The organism is Nonomuraea guangzhouensis (genome assembly GCF_019396345.1).
In the GTDB taxonomy this organism is placed as follows: Bacteria; Actinomycetota; Actinomycetes; order Streptosporangiales; family Streptosporangiaceae; genus Nonomuraea; species Nonomuraea guangzhouensis.
On sequence record NZ_JAHKRM010000044.1, the window covers coordinates 49837 to 75690 of the forward strand.

The 25854-nt window shown below is 68.7% G+C and carries 31 protein-coding genes; 19 read left to right on the top strand and 12 right to left on the bottom strand.

Going from position 1 to position 25854, the window contains the following annotated elements; translation table 11 throughout:
- Window positions 1-76 precede the first annotated feature (76 nt).
- The gene (locus tag KME78_RS55460) at window positions 77-1138 is read right to left on the bottom strand and encodes an ABC transporter substrate-binding protein (RefSeq protein ID WP_308127507.1); all 1062 of its coding nucleotides are present in this window, start codon (window positions 1136-1138) and stop codon (window positions 77-79) included.
- Between the two features lie 17 nt (window positions 1139-1155).
- Complete coding sequence (locus KME78_RS55465) at window positions 1156-1386, bottom strand: putative acetyltransferase (protein WP_219538132.1); 231 nt, start codon at window positions 1384-1386, stop codon at window positions 1156-1158.
- A 106-nt stretch (window positions 1387-1492) separates the two neighbouring features.
- Between KME78_RS55465 and fdxA the strand changes: the two genes are divergently transcribed.
- From fdxA to KME78_RS55480, 3 genes are all read left to right on the top strand, one after another.
- The gene (fdxA, locus tag KME78_RS55470) at window positions 1493-1819 is read left to right on the top strand and encodes a ferredoxin (RefSeq protein ID WP_214639743.1); all 327 of its coding nucleotides are present in this window, start codon (window positions 1493-1495) and stop codon (window positions 1817-1819) included.
- Window positions 1820-1917: 98 nt separating this feature from the next.
- A complete protein-coding gene (dapC, locus tag KME78_RS55475) occupies window positions 1918-2988 on the top strand; it encodes a succinyldiaminopimelate transaminase (RefSeq protein WP_219538133.1) in 1071 nt (356 codons plus the stop codon).
- Window positions 2989-3066: 78 nt separating this feature from the next.
- Window positions 3067-3738 carry a DUF4178 domain-containing protein gene (locus KME78_RS55480; protein ID WP_246654574.1) on the top strand — a complete coding sequence of 224 codons (672 nt, stop codon included), beginning with the start codon at window positions 3067-3069 and terminating at the stop codon, window positions 3736-3738.
- A 6-nt stretch (window positions 3739-3744) separates the two neighbouring features.
- Here the strand turns inward: KME78_RS55480 and KME78_RS55485 are convergent, their stop codons facing one another.
- Window positions 3745-4506, bottom strand: a complete 762-nt coding sequence (locus KME78_RS55485; protein WP_308127508.1) for a hypothetical protein — start codon at window positions 4504-4506, stop codon at window positions 3745-3747.
- A gap of 97 nt (window positions 4507-4603) precedes the next feature.
- Here KME78_RS55485 and KME78_RS55490 point away from each other — a divergent pair, with 97 nt between their 5' ends.
- From KME78_RS55490 to KME78_RS55515, 6 genes are all read left to right on the top strand, one after another.
- Entirely contained in the window at window positions 4604-5437 is an 834-nt protein-coding gene (locus tag KME78_RS55490) for a 2,3,4,5-tetrahydropyridine-2,6-dicarboxylate N-succinyltransferase (RefSeq protein WP_219538134.1), read from the top strand.
- Entirely contained in the window at window positions 5437-6492 is a 1056-nt protein-coding gene (gene dapE, locus KME78_RS55495) for a succinyl-diaminopimelate desuccinylase (RefSeq protein ID WP_219538135.1), read from the top strand. The genes KME78_RS55490 and dapE overlap by 1 nt, the downstream gene beginning before the upstream one ends.
- Before the next feature lie 228 nt (window positions 6493-6720).
- Window positions 6721-7518, top strand: a complete 798-nt coding sequence (locus KME78_RS55500; protein ID WP_219538136.1) for an LOG family protein — start codon at window positions 6721-6723, stop codon at window positions 7516-7518.
- 10 nt (window positions 7519-7528) lie between these two features.
- Window positions 7529-8113, top strand: a complete 585-nt coding sequence (locus KME78_RS55505; protein ID WP_219538137.1) for an LOG family protein — start codon at window positions 7529-7531, stop codon at window positions 8111-8113.
- Between the two features lie 80 nt (window positions 8114-8193).
- Entirely contained in the window at window positions 8194-8904 is a 711-nt protein-coding gene (locus KME78_RS55510) for a hypothetical protein (protein ID WP_219538138.1), read from the top strand.
- Window positions 8901-9452 (top strand): DNA-3-methyladenine glycosylase I, encoded by a 552-nt coding sequence (locus KME78_RS55515; RefSeq protein ID WP_219538139.1) that lies wholly within the window; start codon window positions 8901-8903, stop codon window positions 9450-9452. Before KME78_RS55510 ends, KME78_RS55515 begins: the two co-directional genes overlap by 4 nt.
- A 24-nt stretch (window positions 9453-9476) precedes the next feature.
- Here the strand turns inward: KME78_RS55515 and KME78_RS55520 are convergent, their stop codons facing one another.
- Both KME78_RS55520 and KME78_RS55525 read right to left on the bottom strand, forming a co-directional pair.
- Window positions 9477-10253: an enoyl-CoA hydratase-related protein gene (locus tag KME78_RS55520; RefSeq protein WP_219538140.1), complete on the bottom strand. Its 777-nt coding sequence runs from the start codon at window positions 10251-10253 to the stop codon at window positions 9477-9479.
- On the bottom strand, window positions 10250-11026 hold the full coding sequence (locus KME78_RS55525; protein ID WP_308127509.1) for a PaaX family transcriptional regulator: 777 nt from the start codon (window positions 11024-11026) through the stop codon (window positions 10250-10252). The genes KME78_RS55520 and KME78_RS55525 overlap by 4 nt, the downstream gene beginning before the upstream one ends.
- A 179-nt stretch (window positions 11027-11205) precedes the next feature.
- Between KME78_RS55525 and KME78_RS55530 the strand changes: the two genes are divergently transcribed.
- Together KME78_RS55530 and KME78_RS55535 are read left to right on the top strand one after the other, a co-directional pair.
- Entirely contained in the window at window positions 11206-11373 is a 168-nt protein-coding gene (locus KME78_RS55530; protein ID WP_101788278.1) for a DUF3117 domain-containing protein, read from the top strand.
- Window positions 11374-11452: 79 nt separating this feature from the next.
- Complete coding sequence (locus KME78_RS55535) at window positions 11453-12859, top strand: leucyl aminopeptidase (RefSeq protein WP_219538142.1); 1407 nt, start codon at window positions 11453-11455, stop codon at window positions 12857-12859.
- Here the strand turns inward: KME78_RS55535 and KME78_RS55540 are convergent.
- Window positions 12856-13494, bottom strand: coding sequence for an O-methyltransferase (locus KME78_RS55540; protein WP_219538143.1), 639 nt, complete (start codon window positions 13492-13494; stop codon window positions 12856-12858). The genes KME78_RS55535 and KME78_RS55540 overlap by 4 nt on opposite strands.
- A 182-nt stretch (window positions 13495-13676) precedes the next feature.
- On the opposite strand from KME78_RS55540, the gene sigE reads away from it, so the two are divergent.
- From sigE to KME78_RS55560, 4 genes are all read left to right on the top strand, one after another.
- The gene (gene sigE / locus KME78_RS55545) at window positions 13677-14297 is read left to right on the top strand and encodes an RNA polymerase sigma factor SigE (protein WP_372451219.1); all 621 of its coding nucleotides are present in this window, start codon (window positions 13677-13679) and stop codon (window positions 14295-14297) included.
- Window position 14298: 1 nt separating this feature from the next.
- Entirely contained in the window at window positions 14299-14835 is a 537-nt protein-coding gene (locus KME78_RS55550; protein WP_219538144.1) for an anti-sigma factor family protein, read from the top strand.
- 196 nt (window positions 14836-15031) lie between these two features.
- Entirely contained in the window at window positions 15032-16570 is a 1539-nt protein-coding gene (locus KME78_RS55555; protein ID WP_219538145.1) for a trypsin-like peptidase domain-containing protein, read from the top strand.
- Between the two features lie 282 nt (window positions 16571-16852).
- Window positions 16853-17209, top strand: a complete 357-nt coding sequence (locus tag KME78_RS55560; RefSeq protein WP_219538146.1) for a sec-independent translocase — start codon at window positions 16853-16855, stop codon at window positions 17207-17209.
- Between the two features lie 200 nt (window positions 17210-17409).
- Here the strand turns inward: KME78_RS55560 and KME78_RS55565 are convergent, their stop codons facing one another.
- The gene (locus KME78_RS55565; RefSeq protein WP_219538147.1) at window positions 17410-18546 is read right to left on the bottom strand and encodes an Mrp/NBP35 family ATP-binding protein; all 1137 of its coding nucleotides are present in this window, start codon (window positions 18544-18546) and stop codon (window positions 17410-17412) included.
- 159 nt (window positions 18547-18705) lie between these two features.
- Here KME78_RS55565 and KME78_RS55570 point away from each other — a divergent pair, with 159 nt between their 5' ends.
- On the top strand, window positions 18706-19167 hold the full coding sequence (locus KME78_RS55570) for a MarR family winged helix-turn-helix transcriptional regulator (protein ID WP_308127510.1): 462 nt from the start codon (window positions 18706-18708) through the stop codon (window positions 19165-19167).
- Here the strand turns inward: KME78_RS55570 and KME78_RS55575 are convergent.
- Entirely contained in the window at window positions 19151-19618 is a 468-nt protein-coding gene (locus KME78_RS55575; RefSeq protein ID WP_219538148.1) for a DUF1003 domain-containing protein, read from the bottom strand. The genes KME78_RS55570 and KME78_RS55575 overlap by 17 nt on opposite strands.
- Window positions 19608-20819 carry a magnesium transporter MgtE N-terminal domain-containing protein gene (locus tag KME78_RS55580; RefSeq protein ID WP_308127511.1) on the bottom strand — a complete coding sequence of 404 codons (1212 nt, stop codon included), beginning with the start codon at window positions 20817-20819 and terminating at the stop codon, window positions 19608-19610. The genes KME78_RS55575 and KME78_RS55580 overlap by 11 nt, the downstream gene beginning before the upstream one ends.
- 95 nt (window positions 20820-20914) lie before the next feature.
- On the opposite strand from KME78_RS55580, the gene KME78_RS55585 reads away from it, so the two are divergent.
- Window positions 20915-21898, top strand: a complete 984-nt coding sequence (locus tag KME78_RS55585) for an EamA family transporter (protein ID WP_219538149.1) — start codon at window positions 20915-20917, stop codon at window positions 21896-21898.
- A 107-nt stretch (window positions 21899-22005) separates the two neighbouring features.
- Here KME78_RS55585 and KME78_RS55590 read toward each other — a convergent pair whose 3' ends face one another.
- Window positions 22006-22371: a hypothetical protein gene (locus tag KME78_RS55590; protein ID WP_246654576.1), complete on the bottom strand. Its 366-nt coding sequence runs from the start codon at window positions 22369-22371 to the stop codon at window positions 22006-22008.
- Between KME78_RS55590 and KME78_RS55595 the strand changes: the two genes are divergently transcribed.
- Window positions 22361-22948 carry a hypothetical protein gene (locus KME78_RS55595; RefSeq protein WP_219538151.1) on the top strand — a complete coding sequence of 196 codons (588 nt, stop codon included), beginning with the start codon at window positions 22361-22363 and terminating at the stop codon, window positions 22946-22948. The two genes, KME78_RS55590 and KME78_RS55595, sit on opposite strands and share 11 nt — an antisense overlap.
- Window positions 22949-23056: 108 nt before the next feature.
- Here KME78_RS55595 and KME78_RS55600 read toward each other — a convergent pair whose 3' ends face one another.
- Together KME78_RS55600 and KME78_RS55605 are read right to left on the bottom strand one after the other, a co-directional pair.
- Window positions 23057-23272, bottom strand: a complete 216-nt coding sequence (locus KME78_RS55600) for a hypothetical protein (protein ID WP_219538152.1) — start codon at window positions 23270-23272, stop codon at window positions 23057-23059.
- Window positions 23273-23403: 131 nt separating this feature from the next.
- Window positions 23404-24261 carry a DUF4429 domain-containing protein gene (locus tag KME78_RS55605; RefSeq protein ID WP_219538153.1) on the bottom strand — a complete coding sequence of 286 codons (858 nt, stop codon included), beginning with the start codon at window positions 24259-24261 and terminating at the stop codon, window positions 23404-23406.
- Between the two features lie 331 nt (window positions 24262-24592).
- Between KME78_RS55605 and KME78_RS55610 the strand changes: the two genes are divergently transcribed.
- Window positions 24593-25759 (top strand): Fic family protein, encoded by a 1167-nt coding sequence (locus tag KME78_RS55610; RefSeq protein ID WP_219538154.1) that lies wholly within the window; start codon window positions 24593-24595, stop codon window positions 25757-25759.
- Window positions 25760-25854 lie beyond the last annotated feature (95 nt).

Consider the following 25854-nt stretch of genomic DNA (forward strand, 5'->3'; position numbering starts at 1 on the left):
TCGGGCCCCCAGCGGCCGTGCTGTCTGTTCACTTTAGAGGCTGAATGTCTCCGCGACATATCAAGTCACAATGGTCTCATCGGACACTTTGCGTCCATCGCTTCTTCAGATAGGACTTTGCTGCGTCTGTCTGCGGAATCGTGAGCAATACCGGCGGTCCTGGCGCAACCGGGAGCTTGGCGGCCTGCTCCTTGTCGAGGGTGCCCCGCATCAGCATCGCCTCCTCGCGGGCGGGGCGGGCCCAGCCCTTCTGCAGCAGGTTCTGGCCCTCGTCGGAGAACAGGAACTCCTCCCAGAGGCGGGCCGCAGCCGGATGCGGCGCGTCCTTGCTGATCGCCTGTACGTGGTAGTCGCCGAGCGGCGCGTCGCGCGGGATCGTCACCTTCCACGCCTCCCCGTCGCGGGCGCCACGGGCGGCGTTGAGGTGGTCCCAGTCCACGATCGTGTTGGCCTTGGCGGGATCGGTGAGCCGGCCCGCCTGCTTGAGTTTGGCGAACAACTCGACACCGCGCTTCGGCTGTGGTGTGCCCGACACCAGCGAGGCGGCCATGACGCCGCCGAAGGCCGCCGCCGAGTGCAGCGGATCGCCGTCGAGCGCGACCAGGTAGCCGGGTTTGGCGGCCAGATCGGCGAAGGAGGCGGGGGCGGGGACCTTGCGCGGGTCGTACCCGATCGACATGTAGCCGCCGTAGGCGCCGTACCAGGCGCCGGTGGGGTCCTTGATGTGATCGGGCAGGTCCTGCCAGCCCTGCACCTTGTACGGCGCGAACTTGCCCGCCTGGGCCACCGCCACGTCGAGGGTGAGGTCGAACACGTCGGGTTTGAGCTGGGCGGCCGTGTCGATCTCGCGGCGGCTGCTGGCGCCGGGTTCGAGCTCGTTGACCTTGATGTCGTACTTGTCGGTGAAGGTGTCGATGATCTCGCCGTAGTTCACCCAGTCCCGGGGGAGCGCGATCACGGTGAGCTCGCCTTCCCCCTTGGCGGACTCGACGAGGTGGTCCAGGGTCGTGAAGCCCTGTTTCATGGAGGTCGCCTTGACGTTCACCGGCGAAAGCGGCTTGGCGGCCGGAGGCGGCGACGCGCCGCATCCGGCGCTGGCGAGAAGGACGGCTGCGGCGGCGCAGGTACGTACGGTCACAGAACGAATACTTACCGTTACTTCCGTCCAGGTCGAGGAGGCGCGGCCGGAACGACCTTGGCCGCCACCAGCATCTCTTCGGCGATCTCCACCAGGGTGCCGTCCCTCTTGCGGACCCGCAGCACGCCGTCCGCCCAGGATTCGAGGATCCCGACGGCGTCCCGGAAGCCCTCCGGGTCTCGTCTGCGGGTGGTGATCCGGGCGCCGATGTCCGCGGTTGTGATCGCGATAACCAGGCGAGCCGCCACGAGTTTGCCACCCTCCGTTTCGGCCAGTTGGCAAGCACGGCAATACTAGGGCTAGCAGACCGCGGTCAGAGAGTCATGCCATGGTGCGGAGAAGAAGGAGCTCGAGGTGACCTACGTCATCGCGCAGCCTTGCGTGGACGTCCTGGACAAGGCGTGCATCGAGGAGTGCCCCGTTGATTGCATCTACGAGGGCGAGCGCATGCTTTACATCCACCCCGACGAGTGCGTGGACTGCGGCGCGTGCGAGCCAGTGTGCCCCGTCGAAGCGATTTTCTATGAGGACGACCTTCCGGAGCAGTGGAAGGACTACTACAAGGCGAACGTCGACTTCTTCGAGGACCTGGGCTCGCCAGGTGGCGCCTCGAAGGTGGGCAAGATCGATAAGGATCACCCCCTCATCGCCGCGCTGCCGCCCCAGGCCGAGGAACACTAGGTCGCATCCCGCAGTGGGGGCGCCCGATCGGCGTGCCCCGCTGCCGGGTGTACGGCGCGCCCGACCGCTACCTAGAGAACCGATACCTCGGGAGAACCGTGAACAACCTGCCCGACTTCCCCTGGGACCGGCTGGAGCCGTACAAGGCGCGTGCGATGGCACACCCCGACGGCATCGTCGACCTCTCGGTCGGCACGCCCGTCGACCCGGTGCCGTCACTCGTCCAGAGCGCGCTCGTCGAGGCCGCCAACAGCCCCGGCTACCCGCTCACCCACGGGACGAAGGCGCTGCGCGAGGCCGCGGCCGGCTGGCTGCGCCGCAGGCACGAGGTCACCGTCGATCCGCGTGACGTGCTGCCGCTGATCGGTTCGAAGGAGTTCGTCGCCTGGCTGCCCACCTACCTGGGTGCCAAGACGGTCGTCTTCCCCGAGCTGGCCTATCCCACCTACGACGTGGGCGCCCGGCTGGCCGGCGCGGCGGCGACGGCCTCCGACGGCCTGCTCGCGCTGGGGCCCCAGCAGGTGGACCTCGTCTGGGTCAACTCGCCGGGCAATCCCACGGGCCGGGTGCTGCCCGTCGAGCACCTGCGCAAGGTGGTGGCCTGGGCGCGCGAGCGCGGCACGGTCGTCGCCTCCGACGAGTGCTACATCGAACTGGGCTGGGAGGAGCGACCCGTCTCCATCCTGCATCCCGACGTCTGCGGGGGCTCCCACGAAGGGCTGCTCGCGGTCCACTCGCTGTCCAAGCGTTCCAACCTGGCCGGTTACCGTGCCGGGTTCGTGACCGGCGATCAGGCTCTGGTCAAGCGGCTCCTGGAGATCCGCAAGCACGCGGGGATGCTCATGCCGGCTCCCGTACAGGCCGCGATGACGGCCGCGCTGGGCGACGACGCGCACGCCGACGAGCAGCGCGAACGCTATGCCGCGCGGCGTGCCGAGCTGCGGCCGGTGCTGGAGAAGGCGGGCTGGCGCATCGAGCACTCGACCGCGGGCCTGTATTTCTGGGCGACAGATGGGACAAGTTCCTGGGAACAGGTCAGTAAACTCTCCGAAATCGGTATTTTGGTGGCCCCCGGGGAATTCTACGGATCGGCTGGTGGGCGGTATATCCGTATCGCCGTGACCGCCACTGATGAACGCATCAGTGCGGCGGTGCGCCGCCTCCAGTAGGATCCCCCGCGAAGCAGGGCACGCATAAGTTGATAACGGCGTTTGCTGAGGCAGACCGCGAGTGGAGCGAGCTGATCGATGAGCATGACCTCCGTGGTCGTACTCGGGCTGAGCGTCGCCACCGTCCTCCTGCTGCTGGGTGCCTTCCTGGCGACCATGCGCCAGGACCGGAAGGGCCGCACGACCGCGCCGCCGGTCGAAGTCGCGTCCGTCGAGGCCCCACTGCCGGCACCGGTGAGCATGCCTGGGTACGCCGGATCCGACTACGCCGATCCCCGCACCATCAAGGTTGGTGACCGGATAGAGGTGCACGGATCGCCCGCGCGGGTGCTCGGCGCCATGTACGTCTCGTGGCAGGGCACGCAGTGGACCGAATACCGGCTGCGCGACGGCTCCCGCCGCACGCAGTGGCTGTCGGTGGAGGTGCTCCAGGGCACGGCCGAGGGCGAGCCGTCGCACCTGGAGGTGCTCGTCTGGACCGAGGTGCCCACCGAGGGCATGATCCCGGCCAAGAGCATGCTGATCATGGAGGGCGTCGAGTTCCACCCGCTGGAGCGGGGCACGGCCGCCTTCCGGTCGGAAGGCAACACCGGCTACCCCGAGCGGGGCCTGCTCGACTTCGCCGACTACCGCGCCTCCGACGGGCGGCTGCTCTCCTTCGAGCGGGTCCAGGGCAGCAGGTGGACGGCCAGCTACGCGAGGCCATTGCCACCCGGCTCGATCAGCATCGTCAGCCGGGCCACGCCTTAGCCCCGCTCAGGAGATGTCCACTGCGCTGTCGGACGCTTTGCCGCCCGACTGCCAGCCCTCCACCCGCCACTCGTTGGTCCAGGTGGCGCCGTTGAACCCGACGCGCTTCAGGCCGTACTTCTGCGCGTAGGCGACCGACCAGGCGGCGACCAGCCAGCCGCGCTTCCGCGTCGAGATGGCCGGGTTGCCGAGCGCCCGCGTGAGCTGGCGCCGCGCCTCGGCGGTCTTGGCCTGGGGCGCGGGCGTGCTCGCCTTGGGCGGCGGGTACCAGCAGTGCACGGACTTCGGGACCCGCCCGGTGAACGCCGACGCCAGCAGCTTGGCGTCCGACTCGTGCTGGGCGTAGGCGTAGCCGCCCGCCGAGCGCTGGACGGCCTGGGCGGCGTCCGCCAGCGGGATCTTCCGGTAGTTCTTCACCTTGACCAGTGCGGCGAAGAACCTGTTGGTCGCGTAGACGGGGTCGAGGAGCTGCTTGCGCTTGCCCCACCCCTGCGACGGGCGCTGCTGGAACACGCCGACGGAGTCGCGGTCGCCGTAGGCGAGATTGGACAGCTTCGACTCCTGCAATGCGGTCCCGTAGGCGATCACCACCGCCCGTTCGGGCAGCTTGCGGCGCTCCGCGACGGCCGCGATGGTGGCTGATATCTGGGCCTGCTCGATGTCGAGAGCCAGCTCTCCTTCGGGGGTCTTGACGCTGCAGTTGGCCTCGGGGACGGCCAGCGGCTGCGTCTTTTTCAGCAATTGGTAGAGACCTACGGAGATTGCCACCGCGAGGAGAAGAACTATGACCACGATGGTGATGACTCCGCGAGAGAAGCGCAGGCGCACGCTGAAAAACCTACCCGGCCAGATAAGCTCCGTGGCCATGAGGCACGTGAGCAGTCTGTCACCGATCGACTCCGCGGTGGATGAGCTGTGGGAGCGGCGCGGGGAGTTGTCCCCCCGTGACCTCGACGCGCGCAAGGTGGTGGTGAGCGCGATCGACCTGCTCGACAGGGGGCAGGCGCGGGCCGCCCGGTTGTCGGACGGCGAGGTGGTGGTGGACGAGCGGGCCAAGCGGGCGATCCTGCTCAGCTTCCAGGTGCTCGGCATGGCCAGGTCGCAGGTGGGCGACTTCCAGCACCACGACCGGCATCCGCTCAAGACCACCTTCGACGGGGTGCGAGTGGTTCCGGGAGCGATCGCGCGCTGGGGCTCCTACCTGGCGCCTGGCGTGGTGTTGATGCCGTCGTTCACGAACGTCGGCGCGTACGTCGACGAAGGGACCATGGTCGACACCTGGGCCACGGTCGGCTCCTGCGCCCAGATCGGGCGGAACGTCCATCTGTCGGGCGGCGTGGGCATCGGCGGCGTGCTGGAGCCGCCCAACGCCGTGCCGGTGGTGGTGGAGGACGACGCGCTCATCGGCAGCCGTGCGATGCTCGTGGAAGGCGCCCGGGTGGGGCGCGGCGCCGTCGTCGGGGCGGGCACGATCCTGTCGGCCTCCATCCCGGTGATCGACGTGCTGACCGGCGAGGAGCTGGCCCGCGGCCGCGTCCCCGACTGGTGCGTCGCCGTCGGCGGCACCCGCCAGAAGGAGTTCCCCGGCGGCACGTTCGGGCTGCCCTGCGTGCTGGTGATCAAGCGTCTGGAGCCGGGGCAGCGCCATGACAAGGCAGCGCTCAACGAGGTGCTGCGCGAACACGGAGTGAACACCTGATGCTGGACCTGACACAGGACGTGCGGACGCTGACCGCCGCCATCGTGGACATCGAGTCGGTGAGCGGGAACGAGAAGGCGCTGGCCGACCTGGTCGAGCAGGCGCTGGGGGCGTTGCCGTACCTCAAGGTCGACAGATCCGGCGAGACGCTCGTCGCGCGTACGGAGCTGGGGCGCGGCGAGCGGGTGCTGATCGCCGGGCACCTCGACACGGTGCCGGTCGCCGCCAACCTGCCCAGCCGCGTCGAGGGCGACCTGCTCTACGGCTGCGGCACCACCGACATGAAGGCGGGGGTGGCGGTCGCGCTCAAGCTGGCCGCGACCGTGCCCGCCCCGAACCGCGACGTCACCTACGTCTTCTACGACTGCGAGGAGATCGAGGCCGAGCGCAACGGGCTGACCAGGGTGGCGCGCGAGCACCCCGACTGGCTGGCGGCCGACTTCGCGGTGCTCATGGAGCCCACCGACGGCGTGATCGAGGGTGGCTGCCAGGGCACCCTGCGGGCCGAGATCACGGTGGCCGGCAAGCGCGCGCACAGTGCCAGGTCGTGGTTCGGGGTCAACGCCATCCACGGCATCGAGCCGGTCCTTGCCAGGCTCAACGCCTACGAGGCCCGGCAGCCGGTGGTCGACGGCCTCGCCTACCACGAGGGGCTCAACGCGGTCGGCGTGCGCGGCGGCGTGGCCGGGAACGTCATCCCGGACGAGTGCGTGGTCACGGTCAACTACCGGTTCGCGCCCGACCTGTCGATCGAGGAGGCGCAGGAGCACGTACGCGAGGTGTTCGACGGGTTCGAGGTCGAGTTCACCGACGGCGCCCCGGCCGCGCGGCCCGGCCTCACCCATCCGGTGGCGGCGGCCTTCACCGCCGCGGTCGGTGGCACGCCGCGGGCCAAGCTGGGCTGGACGGATGTCGCGCGCTTCTCCACACTGGGGGTGCCGGCCGTGAACTACGGTCCCGGTGACCCGAACCTGGCGCATCAGCAGGGAGAGTACGTGTCGCTCACGAAGATCGTGCAGAGCGAGCGGGCCCTGCTGGACTGGCTGACAAAGTGAAAGTGGCTTTCCTCGCCGGCCATTTGGCGGGGAAAGCCACTTTCAGTCCCGAGCAGCACCCTCGGCAGTTAGACGCAGGCGAGTCGAAATCTGGTTCCTGCTTCTTACAAGATTTTTTACTCGGCTTCTTCGGGCCATCTACCAGGGCATTTGCCGCGCAGACCGTTTGGCGGATGGTCAGCTCTCGTTGTGCGCGGGTCCGGGGGGCGTTGGGCTAGCGTGACCGGCATGAAACAGAAACGTCCGGAACGCCGTCAGGGACAGGCTGTGGTCCGCGGCAGGCTCGCACCCAGCACCACCCATGATCAGCGGCTGCTCGACCGCCAGGGCCCCGCCGACTGGGTGCACATGGACCCGTGGCGGGTGCTGCGCATCCAGGCGGAGTTCGTGGAGGGGTTCGGGCAGCTGGCCGAGCTGCCCCGGGCGGTCACCGTCTTCGGCTCGGCGCGCACCCGCGAAGACTCCCCGGACTACGGCATGGGCCGCGAGCTCGGCCGGGCGCTGGCCCGCGCCGGCTACGCGGTGATCACCGGTGGCGGCCCCGGGATCATGGAGGCGGCCAACCGGGGGGCCTCGGACGTCGACGGCGCCGTGTCGGTGGGGCTCGGCATCGAGCTGCCCTTCGAGCAGAAGATGAACGACTACGTGGACCTCGGCATCGAGTTCCGCTACTTCTTCGTGCGCAAGACGATGTTCGTCAAATACTCGTGCGGGTTCATCGCGCTGCCCGGCGGGTTCGGCACGCTCGACGAACTGTTCGAGGCGCTCACCCTGGTGCAGACGCAGAAGGTCACGTCCTTCCCCGTCGTGCTGATGGGCTCGGAGTTCTGGGGCGGGATGCTCGACTGGATCAAGAACGCGCTGCTCGGCACCGGCAAGATCGCCGAGCAGGATCTCGACCTCATCACCGTGACCGACGATGTGGACGAGGCCGTGCGCATCATCGCGGACGCGGACCTCGCGCGGTCCAAGCAGCTCCAGGAGGAGCGGGAGGCCGCAGCCGCCCAGCTCGCCGAGCCCCAATAGGCTCACATGCGTGAATATCTGCGTCTTTTGCGCCTCAAGTCTGAAAATTGACGAGAAATACCTCGAACTCGCCACAGAGGTCGGCGCCGAGCTCGCCCAGCGTGGGCACACGCTGGTGAGTGGCGGCGCGACCGTCTCGTGCATGGGCGCCGTCACCACGGCCACCCGCGCCTCCGGCGGCCGGACCATCGGCGTGATCCCGCAGGTCCTGGTCGACATCGAGATCGCCGACACCGACTCGGACGAGCTGATCGTCACCACCGGCATGCGTGAGCGCAAGGCCATCATGGACGAGCGCTCCGACGCCTTCCTCGTGCTGCCCGGCGGCATCGGCACGCTGGAGGAGCTCTTCGAGATCTGGACGGCCCGCGTGCTCGGCATCCACGACCGCCCCCTGGTGATCCTCGACCCGTGGGGTCTGTACACGCCGCTGCGGCAGCTCGTCGAGAACATGTACGAGGCGGGTTTCACCCGCGCCAACGTCTTCGACGCCATCTCCTGGACCAGCACGGTCGAGGAGGCGTTCGCGCACCTAGAGGCCACGGCCAAGCATGTGCGGCCCAGCGTCGAGGAGCTCGGGGAGTCCACCGGCTGACCCGCCGTGGGGAGTCCCAAGAGGTAACAGGCGCGGCAAGTGCGAGACTCGTGCCTCGATCGTATGAGTACGATGCCAATGTGCTGGTCGTACTCGCCATTGCCGCGCTCGCCATTCTGGCCTGCGTGGTCCTGGTCTCCCTCGGAAGGGGCGGGGAGCTGACCGAGTTCCCGCCGGATGTCCCGCCTCTCGATCTGCCCGAGCCAGGGCAGCTCACGGCGGTCGACTTCATGGCGCTGCAGCTGCCGGTGAACCTGGTCGGCTATCACACGCAGAGCGTCGACGAGACCCTGCGAAGGGCGGCGACCGCGATCAGTGCGCGTGACACCAGGATCGCGGTGCTCGAACAGCGGGTCTCCGAGCTGCTGTCGAGGCGGCTGTACGCCCGCCAGGAGGTGTACGCGGCTCCGGGCGGCGAGCTACGCACCGACCACGAGCCGCCGGCCGCGCCCTTCGAGCTCTCCCAGAAGGGGGACGCGGCCGCCGAATACCAACACGCCCGGCCGTACGCGGAGGAGCATCAGGACGCGGACGGACCTGAGGACACGGACGGGTCGCAGGACGTGGCGGTAGAGCCTGGCGCGGCGGTAGAGCCGGAAGACGACGCCACGCCACCGGGCGCCGAGGTCCCCGCCCAGCCCGACGCCGAGCCCGGCGAGGCAGACGTGCGGGTGGAGGCTCACCCCGATGCGACGGCCGCCTTCGACGCCGCGGCCGCGGCCGACGAGGACGGACGCGACGCTGAGCCGGTCCACGTCCCGGTTGGCGAGGACGGGGACGAGCGCAAGTGACGGAAGTGATCCGCTGCACCTGGACGGGCATGGCGGACCCGATCTACATCACGTACCACGACGAGGAATGGGGCCGCCCGGTCCGCGGCGACGACGGCGTCTTCGAGCGGGTCGCCCTGGAAGCCTTCCAGTCGGGCCTGTCGTGGCTGACGATCCTGCGCAAGCGGGAGAACTTCCGCGCGGCCTTCGACCAGTTCTCCATCCCCAAGGTCGCCGCCTACACCGAACAGGACGTGACCCGGCTCCTGGGCGACCCCGGCATCGTGCGTAACCGCGCCAAGGTGGAGGCGACCATCAACAACGCGCAGGCCGCGCTCGACCTCCCCGGCGGCCTGTCCGACCTGGTCTGGGAGTACGCCGACGCCGAGTCCCCGATCCCCAGGTCGATGGCCGACGTCCCGGCCATCACCCCGGCCTCCAAGGCGCTGGCCAAGGAGCTCAAGAAGCGCGGCTTCAAGTTCGTCGGCCCGACCACCGCCTATGCCCTCATGCAAGCCATCGGCCTGGTCAACGACCACATCGAGGGCTGCGTCGCCCGGCAGGCATAAAGTCGCCCGGCAGGCATAAAGGGGTCAGCGGCCGCGGAACGACGGCTGCTCCTTGGCCAGGAAGGCCCGCGTGGCGTCGAGGTGATCCTGGGTGGCCACGCACGCGTCCTGCAGGTCGGCCTCCAAGGCCAGGGTCTCCGGCAGCGAGTGCGTCGTGGCGTAGGCCAGCGCCCGCTTCGTGGCCGCGAACGCCACGGTCGGCCCCGCCGCCAGTCGTACGGCCAGCTCCTGGGCGGTCTTGAGCACGTCGTCGGCGGGCACCACACGGGTGACCACGCCCAGTTCGAGCGCGCGGGCCGCGGTGAGCGGCTCGCCGAGCAGCAGCAGCTCGGCCGCCCGCCCCGGGCCGACCAGGCGGGCCAGCGTCCACGACGCGCCCGAGTCGGGTGCCAGGCCGATCCCGGTGAACGCCATCGCGAACTTGGCCTTCTCCGAGGCCACCCGCAGGTCGCAGGCGAAGGCCAGCGAGGCGCCCGCCCCGGCGGCCACGCCGTTGACCGCGGCCACGACCGGCTTGGCCATGGTGGTGATCAGCTCCACGATCGGGTTGTAGTGCTCGCGGACCGTGTCGGCCAGGCCGCGGCCCGCCTCCAGGTTGTCGGCGTGCTCACGCAGGTCCTGGCCCGCGCAGAAGGCCCGTCCGGAGCCGGTGAGCAGCACCGCGCGGACCCCGGCGTCGGCGGCGGCGCGGTGCAGCGAGTCGAGCAGGGCGGTCTTCAGCTGGGCGGTCAGCGAGTTCATCGCGTCGGGCCGGTCGAGGGTGATGGTGGCCACGGAATCGGTCACGTCATAACGGATCAAAGTAGCTCCCTGTCGACGAACGCGGCGGCCGCGGGCAGCAGGCGGCTCGCCTCCTGCTCGAAATAGGCCCTGGCCTTCTCTCCCGGCCAGCCGGACGGCAGCAGTTCCGGCGGGAGGCCGGGATCCTGGAACAGGAAGTTGCGCCATCCGTGCACGAGCTTGCTCCTGGTCGCGAACACCTGATCAACCGGGGCGCCGCCGGGCAGCGCGCCGACCAGATTGACAGCTTCTGACAGCCAGTGTTCGTACGCCGCGCCGATGGCGGTCAGATCCCAGGCGCGGGCCACCAGTTCGCGCGGATCGCCCTCCAGCGCCGCGTCGAATCTGTCGGCGTGTACGCCCTCACTGTCCAGCAGGTTGTCCAGTTCGATCGACGATCGCGGGCCGATCCAGGTCGTCTCCGACAGTGCGGCGTACCCCAGGAACGTCAGGTCGGCGCGGATCCGCTCCCTGCGCGCACGGTCCTTGACCGGCCCGAACACGATCACGTGCCACCGGCCACGCCAGCTCAGAGTTCCGGCTCGGTAAATTCTCAACGCCGCCTCGTCCAGACGTCTGACGCACTTCGGGGTAAGTCCGTAACCGGCGCCTTGGGGCAGCCTGACGGGCTGCAGCCAGCCCTGGCGCACCATGCGGGAAACAGCGGTCCGTACGGCCGGAGCGGCGATTTCCAAGGGCTTCATGAGCCGTACCAGCGCGGCCACGGACGCCTGCCCACCGCGCGAGCGCAGGTGGTCTCCATAGAGGTCGAACAGAGCGGCGCGAGCGTGCACGAAGTCCAGTTTGGACGCCTTCGCCAGCCGGGACAACGCATTCTGGGAGGAGATCGTTACCCATGAGCGCTCTCGATGCGGGAGAATAGGACATCACAGATGACGTGAATGCGTCGGCCATCCTCACGGGCGGTCGAAATCGCGGGCCGCGGGAGCCCAAGGCAGGAAGGGATGCACGCATGGCGGCGATGAAGCCGCGGACCGGCGATGGTCCGCTGGAGGTCACCAAGGAAGGGCGCGGCATTGTTATGCGGGTCCCCCTGGAGGGTGGCGGCCGGCTCGTCGTGGAGATTTCCGCCGACGAGGCGAAGGCGCTCGGCGAGGCGTTGAAGAGCGTCGTCGGCTGAGAGTTTCCCGAGATACAGGTCGTTTCCCGGCCCTGGCGTGCATCCGCGCCAGGGCCGCCGACGTTTGAGGTGGAGTTCCGTGCCCATTGAGACCACGGCATCGGTGGTGGCCGACGTCCCGGCGGACGTCGAGCTGCTGGCGGTGCCCTTTGACGCCGATCTCGTTCCCGCCATCGAGCTCGACCTGCACGTGCCGGCGGCGGCCCTGCTGGCGCACTACGACGCCAAGGGCGAGGCGGGTGAGGTGATCGAGGTCCCGGTGGCGCGGGAGGGCGGTGTCGGCCGGGTGCTGCTGTACGGGGTCGGCGACGGCTCGCCGCGCGCGCTGCGCAAGGCGGCGACGGCGCTCACCCGCAAGGCCAAGGGCAAGCAGGCGCTGGTCGTGGTGCCGCCGACGGGCGACGTGACGGCCTTCGCCGAGGCGGCGCTGCTGGCGGCCTACACCTTCAAGATCGGTGCGCCGGGCAAGCAGTCCGTGCGCGCGCTGACGTTCGTGGGCGCCGACGAGGGCTCGGTCCGGCGGGGCCAGACCGTGGCCGAGGCGGTGGCGCTGGCCCGCGACCTGACCAACACGCCCGCGTCGGTCAAGAACCCGGCCTGGCTGGCCGAGCGCGCGGCCGAACTCGACGTGCCGGTACGCGTCTGGGACGAGGAGCAGCTCCAGGCGGACGGCTTCGGCGGCATCCTGGCCGTCGGCCGGGGCTCGGCCAACCCGCCCCGCCTCATCCAGCTCTCCTACACCCCGGCCGAGCCGAGCGAGCGGCACGTGGTGCTGGTGGGCAAGGGCATCACGTTCGACTCGGGCGGCCTGTCGCTCAAGCCGAACGAGAACATGAAGACCCAGAAGACCGACATGGCGGGCGGCGCCGTGGTGATCGCCGTCATCTCCGCGCTCGCCCGGCTCGGCGCGCCGGTGCGGGTCACCGGCCTGGTCGCGTCGGCCGAGAACATGCCTTCGGGCACGGCCCAGCGGCCCAGCGACGTCATCACGCACTACGGCGGACGCACGGTCGAGGTGCTCAACACCGACGCCGAGGGGCGGCTGGTGCTGGCCGACGCGCTCGCCTACGCCGACGCCGAGCTCGACCCCGACGCGGTCGTCGACATCGCCACGCTGACCGGGGCGATCACCATCGCGCTGGGCCGCGGCTACGGCGCCGTCTACGCCACCGACGACGACCTCGCCCAGCGGCTGGTCGACGCGGGGCAGGTCAGTGACGACCGGCTGTGGCGGATGCCGCTGATCGACGACTACGCGCGGGCACTGGAGTCGCCCATCGCGGACCTGGCCAACGTGGAGAGCGGTTCCACTTATGGGGCCGGGTCGATCACGGCGGCGTTGTTCCTGCGGGAGTTCGCGGGCAAGCGGCCGTGGGCGCACCTCGACATCGCGGGCGTCGGGCGCAGCACCGTGGACGACGGTGTGCTGACCAAGGGCGCGACCGGGTTCGGGGTGCGGGTGCTGCTGGAGTGGCTGACGCGTTAGGGCGCGGTCTTGACGGCGGCGAGCAGCCCGTCGCCCAGGGGCATCATCAGCGAGCGCAGGCGGTCGTCGGACTGCACGAGCTTGCCCAGCTCGCGCAGCGCGACCGTGTCGGGGTCGCGCTGCGCCGGGTCGGCCACGCGGTTGTGCCAGAGAACGTTGTCGAAGGCGACGATGCCGCCCACGCGCAGCAGCCTGACGGCCTCGGCCAGGTAGTCGGCGTACTCCTGCTTGGCGCCGTCGGCGAAGACCATGTCGTAGCCGCCGTCGGAGAGCCGGGGCAGCACGTCGAGTGCCCGGCCGCCGATCAGCCGCACCCGCCCGCCGGAGAACCCGGCCTCCGCGAACGCCTGCCTGGCCAGCCGCTGGTGCTCCTGCTCCACGTCGACGCTGGTCAGCGTGCCGTCGGGGCGCATGCCGCGGAGCAGCCAGAGACCTGAGACGCCGCAGCCGGTGCCGATCTCGACGACCGACTTGGCGTTGACGGCCGTGGCGAGGAAGCAGAGTGCCGCTCCGCCCCCGGGAAGGATGGGTGTGGCACCCATCTCCAGGCCGCGCAGCCGCGCCGCGTGCAGGATCTCATCTTCGTGATGGAACTGCTCCGCATAGGCCAGAGTGGCCTCTACCGGACTGGTCATCGGCCTCCTCCCCCCACTTTCGTGCGATTGGTCACCGATCGCAGCCTAGGGGAGACACGCCGGGACGGGAACTCAAGACGGCCTTGAGGCGTTGCAGGTTTAAACGGGCTTTGCCGGTCCGGAAGGCAGGCAGTACGCACGAAGGGACGAAACCAGGCACTATGGCGGTAGCGGTGGTCCCAATGAGAGGAGTTCTGGTGGACGAAAGTGACCACCAGGCCGATACTCCCGTGTCTGACTGGACTCCTCCCACCTGGGAGGAAGTGGTGCGGACTCATTCCGCACGCGTATACCGGCTGGCGTATCGCCTGACCGGCAACGTCCACGATGCCGAAGACCTCACCCAAGAGGTTTTCGTGCGGGTCTTCAGGTCCCTGTCGAGTTACACCCCCGGAACATTCGAGGGCTGGCTGCACCGGATCACGACGAACCTGTTCCTCGACATGGCGCGGCGCAAGCAGCGCATCCGGTTCGAGGGGCTCGCCGACGACGCGGCCGAACGGCTGCGCGGGCGCGAGCCGTCACCGGCGCAGGCGTTCGATGACGCCCACCTTGAGCCGGACATCCAGGCCGCGCTCGACGCCCTCGCACCGGAGTTCCGGGCGGCGATCGTGCTGTGTGACATCGAGGGTCTGTCGTACGAGGAGATCGCGGCCACGCTCGGCGTCAAGCTGGGTACGGTCCGAAGCCGTATTCACCGTGGCCGGGCGCAGTTGCGGGAGGCGCTCGATCACCGGGCCCCCCGTAATTCCCAACTCCCCCCGCCATCATTCCCATCGGGGACCCGTGGGGAGGAAGTCTGATATGTCGCATCTTGGAGAACGTGTTTCCGCGCTCGTGGACGGTGAACTGAATCACACCGAACGCGACCGCGCGCTGGCCCATCTGACCTTTTGTGGTGACTGCCGGCGGGAGGTCGAGTCGATGCGGGCGCTGAAGTCGCGCCTGCGGTCGCTCGACGGCCCGGTGATGCCGGCCGACCTCACCATGTCGCTGCTGCGGATGTCCGAGCCCGGTGGCCCCCTGCCGCCCAGGGAGCGGCCTTTCCCTACCCGGACGTTCGGCGGCGTCCCCATCCCTGGGCCGCACAGCATCGCCCCGCTGGACAACCGCCCGCGCAGGGACGCGAGTGGTGGCGCTTCGGGCCCTGGCCGCGGGCCTAGGCGGCGCAGCACCTATGTGGCGGTCGGCGTGGTCTCCGCGGCCGTCGCGCTCGGCACCTTCTTCGCCGTCTCCGGCGTCGGCCAGACCGCCCAGGCTCCGCCGGCCGAGATGTTCGAGCAGGCGCGGCACACGCCCACGTCATCGCCGACCACTACTCTGCCCACCGCCACGCCCTGATCTTGAGGTCCGCTCCCAGGAATGCCTGGGATACTCGGTATGGCGTAGTCGAGGGTGTCAGGGGCATACGATCTGAGTTCGGGAATCTGTCAGGTGTCCACATATGTTGCAGGATTGCCTGACAATTGCTTTACGACTCTCGTATGCCGTTCACGCCATGATTGCGGTGTCCGAGGCAAGGAGTGGTGAGATCTAGATGACCGACGAGTCGCGCCCACCTGAAGGACGCATGCCGTCGGACTTCCCTGACCCACAGGGGCGGCCGGAGTTCCTGCCCGCCGATGATCAGGCGGAGCAGTCTGGATGGCGGTCCGAGACCGCCTCGTTCGAGAGCGGCCGATGGGGTGACCCCTCAGGCCGTCCCGCGGACACCGCGTCCTACGGCAGCCCGTCCTACCCTGGCCCGGGCCAGGCACGGGCTGAGGAGACGCCACACAACAGCACGCGCGCCTACGAGAGCCCCTACTTCGGCAACTCGGCGGGGGCGCCGCCCTATGGCGGCGACAAGCGCCCGCCGCCACCGCCCAACGCGCTCGGCATGGGCGCGGGCTGGGCGCCACCGCCCAGCGGTCCGCAGGGCGGCTTCGGGGGAGCGCCGGGCAGGCGTGGTCCCGGCACCGGCGTCCTGATCGTGCTGGCCGTCGTCATCGCCCTGGTCGCCTCGGGGCTGGGCAGCGTCGGCACATTCCTGTTGACCAGGTCGGGCGGGAGCGGCACCGACCCTTCCTACAGCCTCGGCCCGATCCCGAGCGCCGCCACGAACCGGGCCCCCGACTCCATCGCCGGCGTGGCCTCGCGGGTGCTGCCCAGCGTGGTCTCCCTGGAGGTCAACGCCAGCAGCGCCGAAGGCGTGTCGGGCTCCGGCTTCCTGATCAAGGACGGCTACGTGGTCACCAACAACCACGTGGTGGCCCCGGCCGCCAAGGGCGGCGACATCCAGATCATGTTCAACAACCGCAAGACCACGAAGGGCCGCATCGTCGGCCGTGACCCGGGCTCCGACCTGGCCGTGGTCAAGCCGGAAGAGACGTTCGGCACGCCCGAGATCACCCTCGGCAACTCCGACCAGGTGGTCGTGGGCGACCCGGTCATCGCGATCGGCTCCCCGCTCGGTCTCACCGGCACGGTGACCACCGGCATCGTCAGCTCACTGAACCGCCCGGTCATCGCGGGCGACGAGAGCGGCACCAGCACCGAGGAACCCGCCTACATCAGCGCGATCCAGACCGACGCCGCGATCAACCCCGGCAACTCGGGCGGCCCGCTGGTCAACGGCAAGGGCGAGGTCGTGGGGGTCAACTCCGCGATCGCCACCCTGAGCCGCTCGATGAGCAGCCAGGGCGGCAGCATCGGCCTCGGCTTCGCCATCCCGGTCAACCAGGCGCGCCGCGTCGCCGAGGAGATCATCACGACCGGCAAGGCCAAGCGTCCGAAGATCGGCATCGTCCTGGACAAGGACTACAAGGGCCAGGGTGTCCGCATCTCCTCGGACCCGGTCGAAGGCCGCGCGCCGGTGGACGCGAACGGCCCCGCTGCGAAGGCCGGTCTCAAGGCGGGTGACGTGATCCTGGAGATCGACGGGCTGACGCTGCAGGACGGCAACGAGCTGATCGCCCTGATCCGCAGCAAGGCTCCCGGCTCCACGATCACCGTCAAGTACCAGCGCGCCGGCCAGCAACGCACCGCCAAGCTGACGGTCACCGCCGACGACAGCCCCGCGCCGACGCCGTCCTGAAATCTTTCTATCTTTTACGGCAGGCACGGTGGGCCCCACCCACCGTGCCGGGCCGGCCTCTGTCCAGGGGAACGCTCCTCTGGTGGAGGTGGTTCAGCGCCGTGACGAGACGGTGAGACCGCCCGCGGGGTCCGCGGTTGGCCGGTGTAGTTTCGGTTTTGCCGGGATGTTGCGGTTTTGAGGTTGTTTGGTCAGGGGCTGGCGACCGGGGCGGGGGCGATTGCCCTTAGTCTGGAGGGGCCGGGGTCGTCCCCGGTCTGGTTGAAGCGGTAGGAGCTCACGGTGTTCGGACTCGGGTGGTTGGAGATCGGGGCGCTGGTCGTCATCGCGCTGCTCGTCTTCGGTCCCGACAAGCTGCCTCAGGCGGCCTCGCAGGCCGGTAAGACGCTGCGTAACCTGCGCCGGATGGCCAACAGCGCGCGCGACGACCTGCGTGCGGGCCTGGGCCCGGAGTTCCAGAACTTCGACCCCAGCGACCTCAACCCCAAGAACTTCGTCCGCAAGCACCTGCTGGAAGACGAAGACGACTGGACCAACAAGTCCCCGCAGCTCGAACCGGCCACCGCTTCTTACGTCGCGGAGCCGGTCGACGAGCTGGGCTATGGCGAACTGCCGCCCTATGACGCGGAAGCCACCTGAGGCTGACACGGAAGCCGCCTCAGGCGCGAATCCCACGCGGGCGGTCTCACCGTCTCGTCACGGCGGCCCGCCACCTCCACCGGAGGAGCGTTCCCCTGGACAGAGCCAGGCCCCGTGTAGTGGGTGGGGCTCACCGGGCCTGCCGTAAAACAAAAAAGGCTTGTAGGGCCTGCTCTGAGAGCAGGCCCTAACTAAACCCATCAGCGGTTCGGAGAGAGCCCCAGCTGGAGCCCCTTGAGGCTGCTGGAGCGCTTGCTCAGGCCGGCGGCGATGGTGCGGAGTTCGGCCGCGGCCGGAGAGTCGGGGTCCGTCAGCACGAGCGGCTTGCCCTCGTCGCCGCCCTCCCGGAGGCGGAGGTCGATGGGGATCTGGCCCAGAAGGGGGACACGGGCCCCCAGAGCCCGGGTCAGCGCGTCGGCCACCGTCTGGCCGCCGCCCTCGCCGAAGACCGAGATGCGCTCGTCGCAGTGCGGGCACGGCAGCCAGGACATGTTCTCGATGACACCGGCGATCTGCTGGTGTGTCTGCGCGGCGATCGAGCCCGCCCGCTCGGCCACCTCGGCGGCGGCCATCTGCGGGGTGGTGACGACGAGGATCTCCGCCGACGGCAGCCGCTGGGCCACCGAGATGGCGATGTCGCCGGTGCCCGGCGGCAGGTCGAGCAGCAGGACGTCGAGGTCGCCCCAGTAGACGTCGGCGAGGAACTGGTGGAGCGCGCGGTCGAGCATCGGCCCGCGCCAGACCACCGCGCTGTTGCCCTCGGGCTTGAACATGCCCACCGAGATGACCTTGATGTCATGCGCCACCGGCGGCATGATCATGTCTTCGACCTTGGTGGGACGCTCCGAGGCGCCGAGCATGCGCGGGACGCTGTGGCCGTAGATGTCGGCGTCGACGATGCCGACCTTGAGGCCGTTGGCGGCCATGGCGGCGGCCAGGTTGACGGTGACGGACGACTTGCCGACCCCGCCCTTGCCGCTGGCGACCGCGAAGACGCGGGTCAGCGAGCCCGGCTGGTTGAAGGGGATCTCCTTCTCGGGTCCCCGGTCGCCGCGCAGCATGGTCTGGAGCTTCTTGCGCTGCTCGGTGCTCATCACGTCGAGTTCGATCTCGACGCCCGTGACACCGTCCAGTTTGGTGACCGAGGTGGCGACGTCGCGGCGGATGGTGTCCTTCATCGGACAGCCGGACACGGTGAGATAGACACCCACGCGCACGACACCGTCGGCACCGATGTCGATACTTTTGACCATGCCGAGATCGGTGATCGGGCGACGGATCTCGGGGTCGATGACGGTGGCGAGGGCCGCCGTCACCTGTTCCTGTGTTGGTGCCATCGAAGTCTCGGCACGAGGGAGTGCCGTCCCTCCTTAGTCGTATATGTGTGACCGGGCGCTGCACGCCGGTGAGGATGCCCCTCCATCGTATGAACCAGGGACCTCGCGCGGATAATCCGAGCTGTTTTAGGTGTCCGTGCAACGTTCTAAGGTTACTCCGTGACTCTTCAGCGTGACGAGGGCCTGACCACCGAGGAGCTGACGGTCTGGCGGATGCTGCAGCGGGCCCAGGTGCACATCACCCGCCATCTGGAGACCGAGTTGCTCGTGGCCCACTGCCTGCCGCTGGCCTCCTATGACGTGCTGACCCAGCTGTCGGAGGCGCCGGGGCGGCGGTTGCGGATGAACGACCTGGCCGGCCGGGTGCTGCTCTCGCGCAGCGGCCTGACCAGGCTCATCGACCGGCTCCAGCGCGACGGGCTGGTGGGCCGCGAGGCGTGCGCGAGCGACGCGCGGGGGTTGTTCGCGGTGCTGACAGACCGGGGCGCGGCCCGGCTGGCCGAGGCCACCCCCACCTACCTGCGCGGGATCAGGTCCGAGTTCCTCGACCGGCTGGGTTCCGGTGAGATCAGCCTGATCCGCGAGATGCTCGCCAAACTGGCCATCACCGACGCTCCTTGAGCTCCTCCGCCAGCCGCTGCAGCTCCGAGCGCAGGTAGTCGCGGGTGGCCACCTCGCCGATCGCCAGCCGGAGCCCGGCGATCTCGCGGGTCAGGTATTCGACGTCGGCCTGGTTCCGGTCGGCCGCCGCGCGGTCCTGCTCGTACTGGACGCGGTCCCGGTCGTCCTGCCGGTTCTGGGCCAGCAGGATCAGCGGCGCGGCGTAGGAGGCCTGCAGGGACAGGATGAGCGTGAGGAAGATGAACGGATACGAGTCGAACTGCAGGTTCGGCGGGGCGGCGATGTTCCAGGTCACCCAGATCGCGACGAACACCGTCATGTAGACGATGAACCGGGCCGTGCCGAGGAAGCGGGCGATCTGCTCGGACAGCCGGCCGAACGCTTCGGGGTCGTAGTGCGGACGCAGCGAGCGGCGCAGCGCGCGTGGCTGGTCGAGGCGTTCAGTCGTCACGATGTGCCCTTTCTCGCCAGTCCTCGGGAAGCATGTGGTCGAGTACGTCGTCGACCGTCACCGCGCCGACCAGCCTGCCCAGCTCGTTCACGACCGGTGCCGCCAGCAGGTTGTAGTTCGCCAGGTAGGAGGCGACCTCATGCACGGTCAGCTCCGGCCTGATCGGGTCGATCGAGGGATCGATGACCGAGCCGACCAGCGTGGACGGCGGCTCGCGCAGCAGCCGCTGGAAGTGGGTCACCCCCAGATAGGCGCCCGTCGGCGTCTCGGTGGGCGGCCTGGTCACGTAGACCTGGGCCGCGACGGCGGGCGTCAGGTCCTTCTGCCGCATGTGGGCCAGCGCCTCGGCGACCGTGGCGGTGGGCGGCAGGATCACCGGTTCGCTGGTCATCATGCCGCCCGCGGTGTCGTCGGCGTAGGTGAGCAGCCGTCGTACGGGTGCCGCCTCCTGGGGTTCCATGAGCGCGAGCAGCTGGGTCGCCTGTTCGTCGGGCAGGTCGTGCAGCAGGTCGGCGGCGTCGTCGGGGTCCATCGCCTCCAGGACGTCGGCGGCGCGCTCCACCTCCAGCGCGCGCAGGATGGCGGTCTGGTCGTTGGGCGGCAGCTCTTCCAGGATGTCGGCGAGCCGGTCGTCGTCCAGGGCGCGGGCGATCTCGATCCGGCGCTTGTCCGGCAGATCGTGCAGGGCGCTGGCCAGGTCCGCGGCCCGCATCGACTCGAAGGCGGCGATCAGCCCGGCGGCCCCCTGGTCCTTCTGCAGGACGCCGAACCCCGTCACCTCGCCCCAGTCGACGATCCGCGTCTCGCGCCGTCGTTTGCCCCGGTAGATGGCCACCTTGGTGATCTGCCAGAACGACGGCCTGGTCTCCTCCATCGCCACGTCGTAGACGGTCACCGGCTCGCCGTCGAGGCGTACGGTGAGGTCGAGCATCTGGCCGATGACCAGCGTCTCGGTGTCGCGCTGTTCGAACCTGCGCATGTTCAGCCGGCCCGTGAAGATCACGGAGCCCGCTTCGATGCCGCGCACCCTGGTGATGGGCAGGAACACCCGGCGCCGCGGCTGGATCTCGACCACCATGCCGTGCACGCTCGGCGGATTGCCGTCGTGCGGCCCGACCACGACGTCTCGGATGCGGCCGATCTGATCGCCAGCGGGGTCGAAGACCGGGGTCCCCGCCAGGCGGGCCACGAAGATCTTCACGTCAGCAGGCTAACAGTGCGACCACGTTGCGCTTCCGGCGCCCGACATGACAGTATCAAAACTGTCTTACGGTAATTACGAAGTTGAGGTTGGTCGTGAAATACCCAGGGCTCGCGCTGGCCTTCGTGTCGTCGTGCTGTTTCGCCTGCTCCGGCCCGATGGCCAAGTACCTGATCGCCGCCGGCCTGGCCCCGATCGAGGCCGTCTGGGTGCGCATGGCGGGCGCCGGGTTGTTGCTGGTGGCCGTGCTGGCCGTGGTGAAGCCGCGCGCGCTGCGGATCCCACCTTCCCGGCTGCCGTTCTTCGCGCTGTACGCGCTGGTGGCGGTGGCCGGGGTCCAGTCGCTGTACTTCGTGGCCATCACGCGGTTGCCGGTGGGGATCGTGCTGCTGCTGGAGTTCATGGCGCCGGTGATGGTGGTGCTCTGGGTACGCTTCGTGCGCCGGGTGCGGCTGCACCGCGCGGCCTACGTCGGTGCCGTGACCGCGGTGGTGGGCCTCACCATCGTCGTGGAGGCCTGGCAGGGCCTGCGCCTCGACACCTTGGGCCTGCTGCTCGGCCTGCTCGCCGGAGCCTGCTGCGCGGGCTATTTCCTGATGAGCGACAGCTTCGGCGACGACGTCGACCCCCTAGGGCTGATCGGCTGGGGCCTGGTCGGGTCGGCCGTGATCCTGGTGCCCTTCTCCCAGCCGTGGAACATCCCGTGGGACGCCTTCACCCGCACCTCCACCCCGGAGGACGGCCACGCGCTGCCGGTGCTCGGGGCGTACCTGTGGATGGTGCTGATCGCCACCATCGCCGCGTACATCCTGAGCGTGAACGCGGTACGGCGGCTGACGGCGGCGGTGGGCGCGACAGTGGCCTCGCTGGAGGTGATCGGTGGCGCGGTGATCGCGTGGGCGCTGGTGGGGGAGACGCTGGGTGCGTTCCAGATCGTGGGCGGCCTGATCGTCCTCACGGGCGCCCTCCTCGCCCAGACCGCCACCGCCCACCGGCCGGAGCCGAGCCTGCCGCTTGACCCGGAGCCCGGCAGGGAGCTCCCCAAGGATGAGCTCGAGCGGCCGGTCGGCGCGGTGTGAGTCGTGGAGCTCGTTGGTCGGCGCGATGTGGGTCTTCGTGCTGCCGGTCAGCGGGGCGTGAGCCTTTGTGCGGCCCGTCAGTGTGGCGCGGGTCTTTGGGCGGTCGGTCAGCGGGGCGTGAGCCGCAGTACGGTTGACTCGCGTGCCCAGCGGTCCGTCAGGTGCTCGCTGTCGGGGGCGTTGAGCCGCCCCTTGGCCAGCGCGGCGATGGCCTCGGGCGCCGCCGCCTGGTCGACCACCCGCACATCGGCCTCGAAATCGGCCAGCCTGGAGCCGTTGTCCTTACTACGCAGGATGACCTGAACGGTGTCGAGCCCCACGAGACCCGGCAACTCCTGCTCGCCGCCCCCGGTGACGAGGTAGATGGCACCCTCGTGCCAGGCGTGCCAGGCCAGACGCGGGCGGTCGAGGGTGAGCCAGAGGACGTCGGACTTCTTCGCGCCCTCTTCGATGGCCGCGGCTATGTCGCTCACGCCTCGACTGTACCGGGGCGGGCTGTCGCTGCGCGTGCGACCAGTTCGGGGGAGCAGGTCGTCGGCCGCCGAGTTCGCCCGCGTCGAGCAGGCGTATGGCTTCGAATTCGCCGACGACCACCGCGCGTTTCTCGCCTCGGGACTTCCTCTCAACTCACCCCCAGGACCGGGCCAGACCTGGAAGCGGCCCTGGCCGGACTGGCGCCACGGCGACCCTGACGAGTTGCGGCACCAGCTCGCCTGGCCGATCGAAGGAGCTCTCTCCGATGTCGAGCACGACACGCTCTGGCATCCCACGTGGGGCCGGCGCCCGGCCACGCTCGAACTGGCCAAGGAGACCGCCCGATTCCACCTCGAACAGGTCCCCAAGATGGTTCCGGTCTATGGACACCGCTACCTGCCCGCGGGCCGCGGCACCTACGGGCATCCGGTGCTGTCCATCCATCAGACCGACATCATCTTCTACGGCACCGACCTGGCCGACTACATCCAGCATGAGTTCAGCGACGACGAGTGGGAGATCGGCGAAAACTGGACACCGTCGACCTTGGTCGAGTTCTGGCGAGATTTCCTCTGACCGGCCGGCACGGCGCGGGGTTTTGCGGCAGAGCATGGGCTTTGGGGCAGAGCATGGAACGGCGGCGCCGCCCGGAATCCGGACCGCGCCGCCCCTGACCGCCGGGACCTACTTGACGTAGAGGTCGACCTCGCTGGCCGAGACCAGCACGCACTTGAACGCGTCCCAGCCTTGACGCTGGTACGACAGGCCCGCGTTGGCGCACGCGGACTTGGTGGGGTAGGCGCCCTTGTAGATCCAGGTGTCGGCCTGGGCAGGAGCGCTGATGCCGGTGACCGTCAGAGCGGCCAGCCCTAAGGACAGGAGGGTTGTACGCACGCGCATGTGTCTTCCTTCTGCTGGGAGAGACAAGGGGTGACGAGGAAGATCATGTAAAGGATTCTTTCGTTGCGCAAGACCGTCTGAAAGAATTCACCATCAACCCCGTCTGTTAACCGGCCCCTGCGTGGTCCCCGTTACATCCTGGACAGCAGCTCGGCCTTCTTGGCCTGGAACTCCTCCTCCGACAGCAGCCCGGCATCCCGCAGCTCACCCAGCTTCAAGATCAAATCGACCAGCTCGGTATGCCCGCGACTCGACTGTGGCTCCAGCGCGGGGGTCGTGCCCAGTATCGGCGTCGGGGCGGCCGTCTGGATCGCGGCCAGTACAGCGGCGGCGAAGGGCAGCGAGTGGTGGGTAGCGCCCCACCCAAGGCTGAAGATCACGGACGCGGGGTCCTTGTTGGCGTCAGCGGGGGACTGCCGCCCGCGGACCTTCAGCCGAAGCGAGCCGCTGGCGCCCTCCGGCGCGTGCCATTCGACGTCCTCCAGGTCGGTGACCTGGAAGCGCTGATCGCCTGCCCGGTACTTGGCCGTAGACGCGCCGGACCAGAACCAGGTGAAAGTGACGGTGTCGCCGTCAAAGGAGGCTGCGCCGTCCCAGGCTTTGAAGCCGCGTGGCGCCGACGGGCCGGCGACCATGAAGCGCTCGGCCGGACTGCGGTCGCTGATGGCCGCGCGCATCTCTTCGGCGTAGTAGTCGGCGAGCGTCTCCTTGTCGGCGGGCAGCACCAGCCGGTACGGGTCGAGCGATTCCTTGAGCTGCCCGGCCGCGACTGTGGTGACCGGGTCCGCGCCCCGCCTGGGGATCACGCGCAGGACTACCGTGCCGCGTTTGCCGGGCGTGAGGGTGACGTCGGCGAGCGCCTCGTAGGGCAGGAGCCGCTCACCGAGCTCGGAGAGCAGTTTGGGGGCCTTTGAGGGGTCGGGTGTGATCCGTAACGCATCCGTCTCGAACACCCACGAGCACCCTCGGCCCTTCAGGACGTCGTCCACAAGTCCAGACTACGTAAAGGCGGGTGAGTGTTTGCGTGAGACACATGCCGCCATGGTGATCCCGGTCGTCCATGTTCGTTGTCACTTGGTTCGTCACCAAGGTTCTTCGCGCGCCGTCCAACGCGGATCCAGCCCGCGCGTTCAGCTGGCCATCGCGACTGAACGCCGTGCGGCGGCCTTGTGATGGCGCTGTGTATGCGAGCTATTGCTGTACGTGTTTGGGCGGATTGGGGGCATTGCTGTGGTTCATGCGTGCAACGTTGTCACATTCAATCGCTCATGATGTTGGATACAATCGCTCATGATGTTGGATTGAATTGTAATATGAAGCATGCTCTACGCCACCCCGCAACTGGACGACCAGGAGCTGAGCGTGCTCAGCGAGATCGACGAGCTCAGGGAGCGCCTCCGCAGCCAGCTCCATGAGCCCCGCCGCTGGGTGGGCCTGCTGCGTCGTCAGAGCTTCGCCCGCGCCGTGCAGGGGTCCAACTCGATCGAAGGCTATGACGCCAAGCTCGACGATGCGGCGGCCATCGCTGACGGGGCCGAGCCGATCGATGCTGCGGATGACACGAAACAAGCGATCAGGGGCTATAGCGAGGCGATGACGTATGTTCTGCAAATCGCTCGGGAGAAGGACTTTGAATACAATCGTCAGCTGATCAAGGTCCTGCACTTCATGATGACTTCGTATGATCTTGGCGCCCGGCCGGGGCAGTGGCGTGCAGGTGATATCTACGTTCGCGATGATGCCAGCGGGGATATCGTTTATGAGGGCCCACCTGTCGACGAGGTGCCCGCGCTCATGGACGAGTTGACGGCGCTACTCGCAGCGGAGAACGGTTTTACCGCCACTGATCGCGGTGGGCCGCCCATCGTGCGGGCCGCTATGGCGCATCTGAACCTAGTCATGATCCACCCGTTTCGAGACGGCAATGGTCGGATGGCTCGTTGTCTGCAATCGCTGATCATCGCGCGGGAAGGTGTGCTCAGCCCGATCTTCATAAACATCGAGGAATATCTAGGGCGCAATACGCCTGCTTACTACAACGTGCTCGGCGAGGTCGGACAGGGTCACTACAGGCCCGATGGTGACGCTCGGCCGTGGTTGCGGTTCGCGCTCACCGCTCATCTGCGGCAAGCGCGCACGGTGCTCGTCCGCGTTCGCGAATCGGGCAGATTGTGGGTTGAACTCGAACGCCTAACCAAAATGCAGGCTTTGCCAGAGCGCGCACTTACTGCACTGTTCGACGCAGCCGTGGGGCAGCGGGTGCGCAATGCCACTTACCGAGCCTGGCTCAAACGCGGTGGCGATGAGGAGATCTCCTTTGCTACGGCTAGCCGCGATCTCAGCCAGCTGGCATCCCTCGGTCTGTTGGAACCTCGCGGCTCCAACAGGGGGCGCTATTACGTCGCAGGCGCAACACTCCAAGCCGTTCGGCAGGGGATCATCGCTGAACGCGATCCTCGTGACGACTCCGATCCGTTCCACAGCTGAGACGTTTGAGACCAGGAGGGCGTCGTCTGCATGACCATGTGCGAGGTCGCCAGCTTTTCGCGATCACGCCGCCATTCGGCGGGCCGTCTTTAGCA

Coding starts and splice junctions, on each gene's coding strand:
- KME78_RS55480 (WP_246654574.1), top strand. CDS start 3,067: ATGAGCATGACCTCCGTGGTCGTACTCGGGCTGAGCGTCGCCACCGTC.
- KME78_RS55490 (WP_219538134.1), top strand. CDS start 4,604: ATGAGGCACGTGAGCAGTCTGTCACCGATCGACTCCGCGGTGGATGAG.
- dapE (WP_219538135.1), top strand. CDS start 5,437: ATGCTGGACCTGACACAGGACGTGCGGACGCTGACCGCCGCCATCGTG.
- KME78_RS55500 (WP_219538136.1), top strand. CDS start 6,721: ATGAAACAGAAACGTCCGGAACGCCGTCAGGGACAGGCTGTGGTCCGC.
- KME78_RS55530 (WP_101788278.1), top strand. CDS start 11,206: ATGGCGGCGATGAAGCCGCGGACCGGCGATGGTCCGCTGGAGGTCACC.
- KME78_RS55540 (WP_219538143.1), bottom strand. CDS start 13,494: ATGACCAGTCCGGTAGAGGCCACTCTGGCCTATGCGGAGCAGTTCCAT.
- sigE (WP_372451219.1), top strand. CDS start 13,677: ATGAGAGGAGTTCTGGTGGACGAAAGTGACCACCAGGCCGATACTCCC.
- KME78_RS55550 (WP_219538144.1), top strand. CDS start 14,299: ATGTCGCATCTTGGAGAACGTGTTTCCGCGCTCGTGGACGGTGAACTG.
- KME78_RS55555 (WP_219538145.1), top strand. CDS start 15,032: ATGACCGACGAGTCGCGCCCACCTGAAGGACGCATGCCGTCGGACTTC.
- KME78_RS55565 (WP_219538147.1), bottom strand. CDS start 18,546: ATGGCACCAACACAGGAACAGGTGACGGCGGCCCTCGCCACCGTCATC.
- KME78_RS55595 (WP_219538151.1), top strand. CDS start 22,361: ATGTCGCTCACGCCTCGACTGTACCGGGGCGGGCTGTCGCTGCGCGTG.
- KME78_RS55600 (WP_219538152.1), bottom strand. CDS start 23,272: ATGCGCGTGCGTACAACCCTCCTGTCCTTAGGGCTGGCCGCTCTGACG.
- KME78_RS55610 (WP_219538154.1), top strand. CDS start 24,593: ATGCTCTACGCCACCCCGCAACTGGACGACCAGGAGCTGAGCGTGCTC.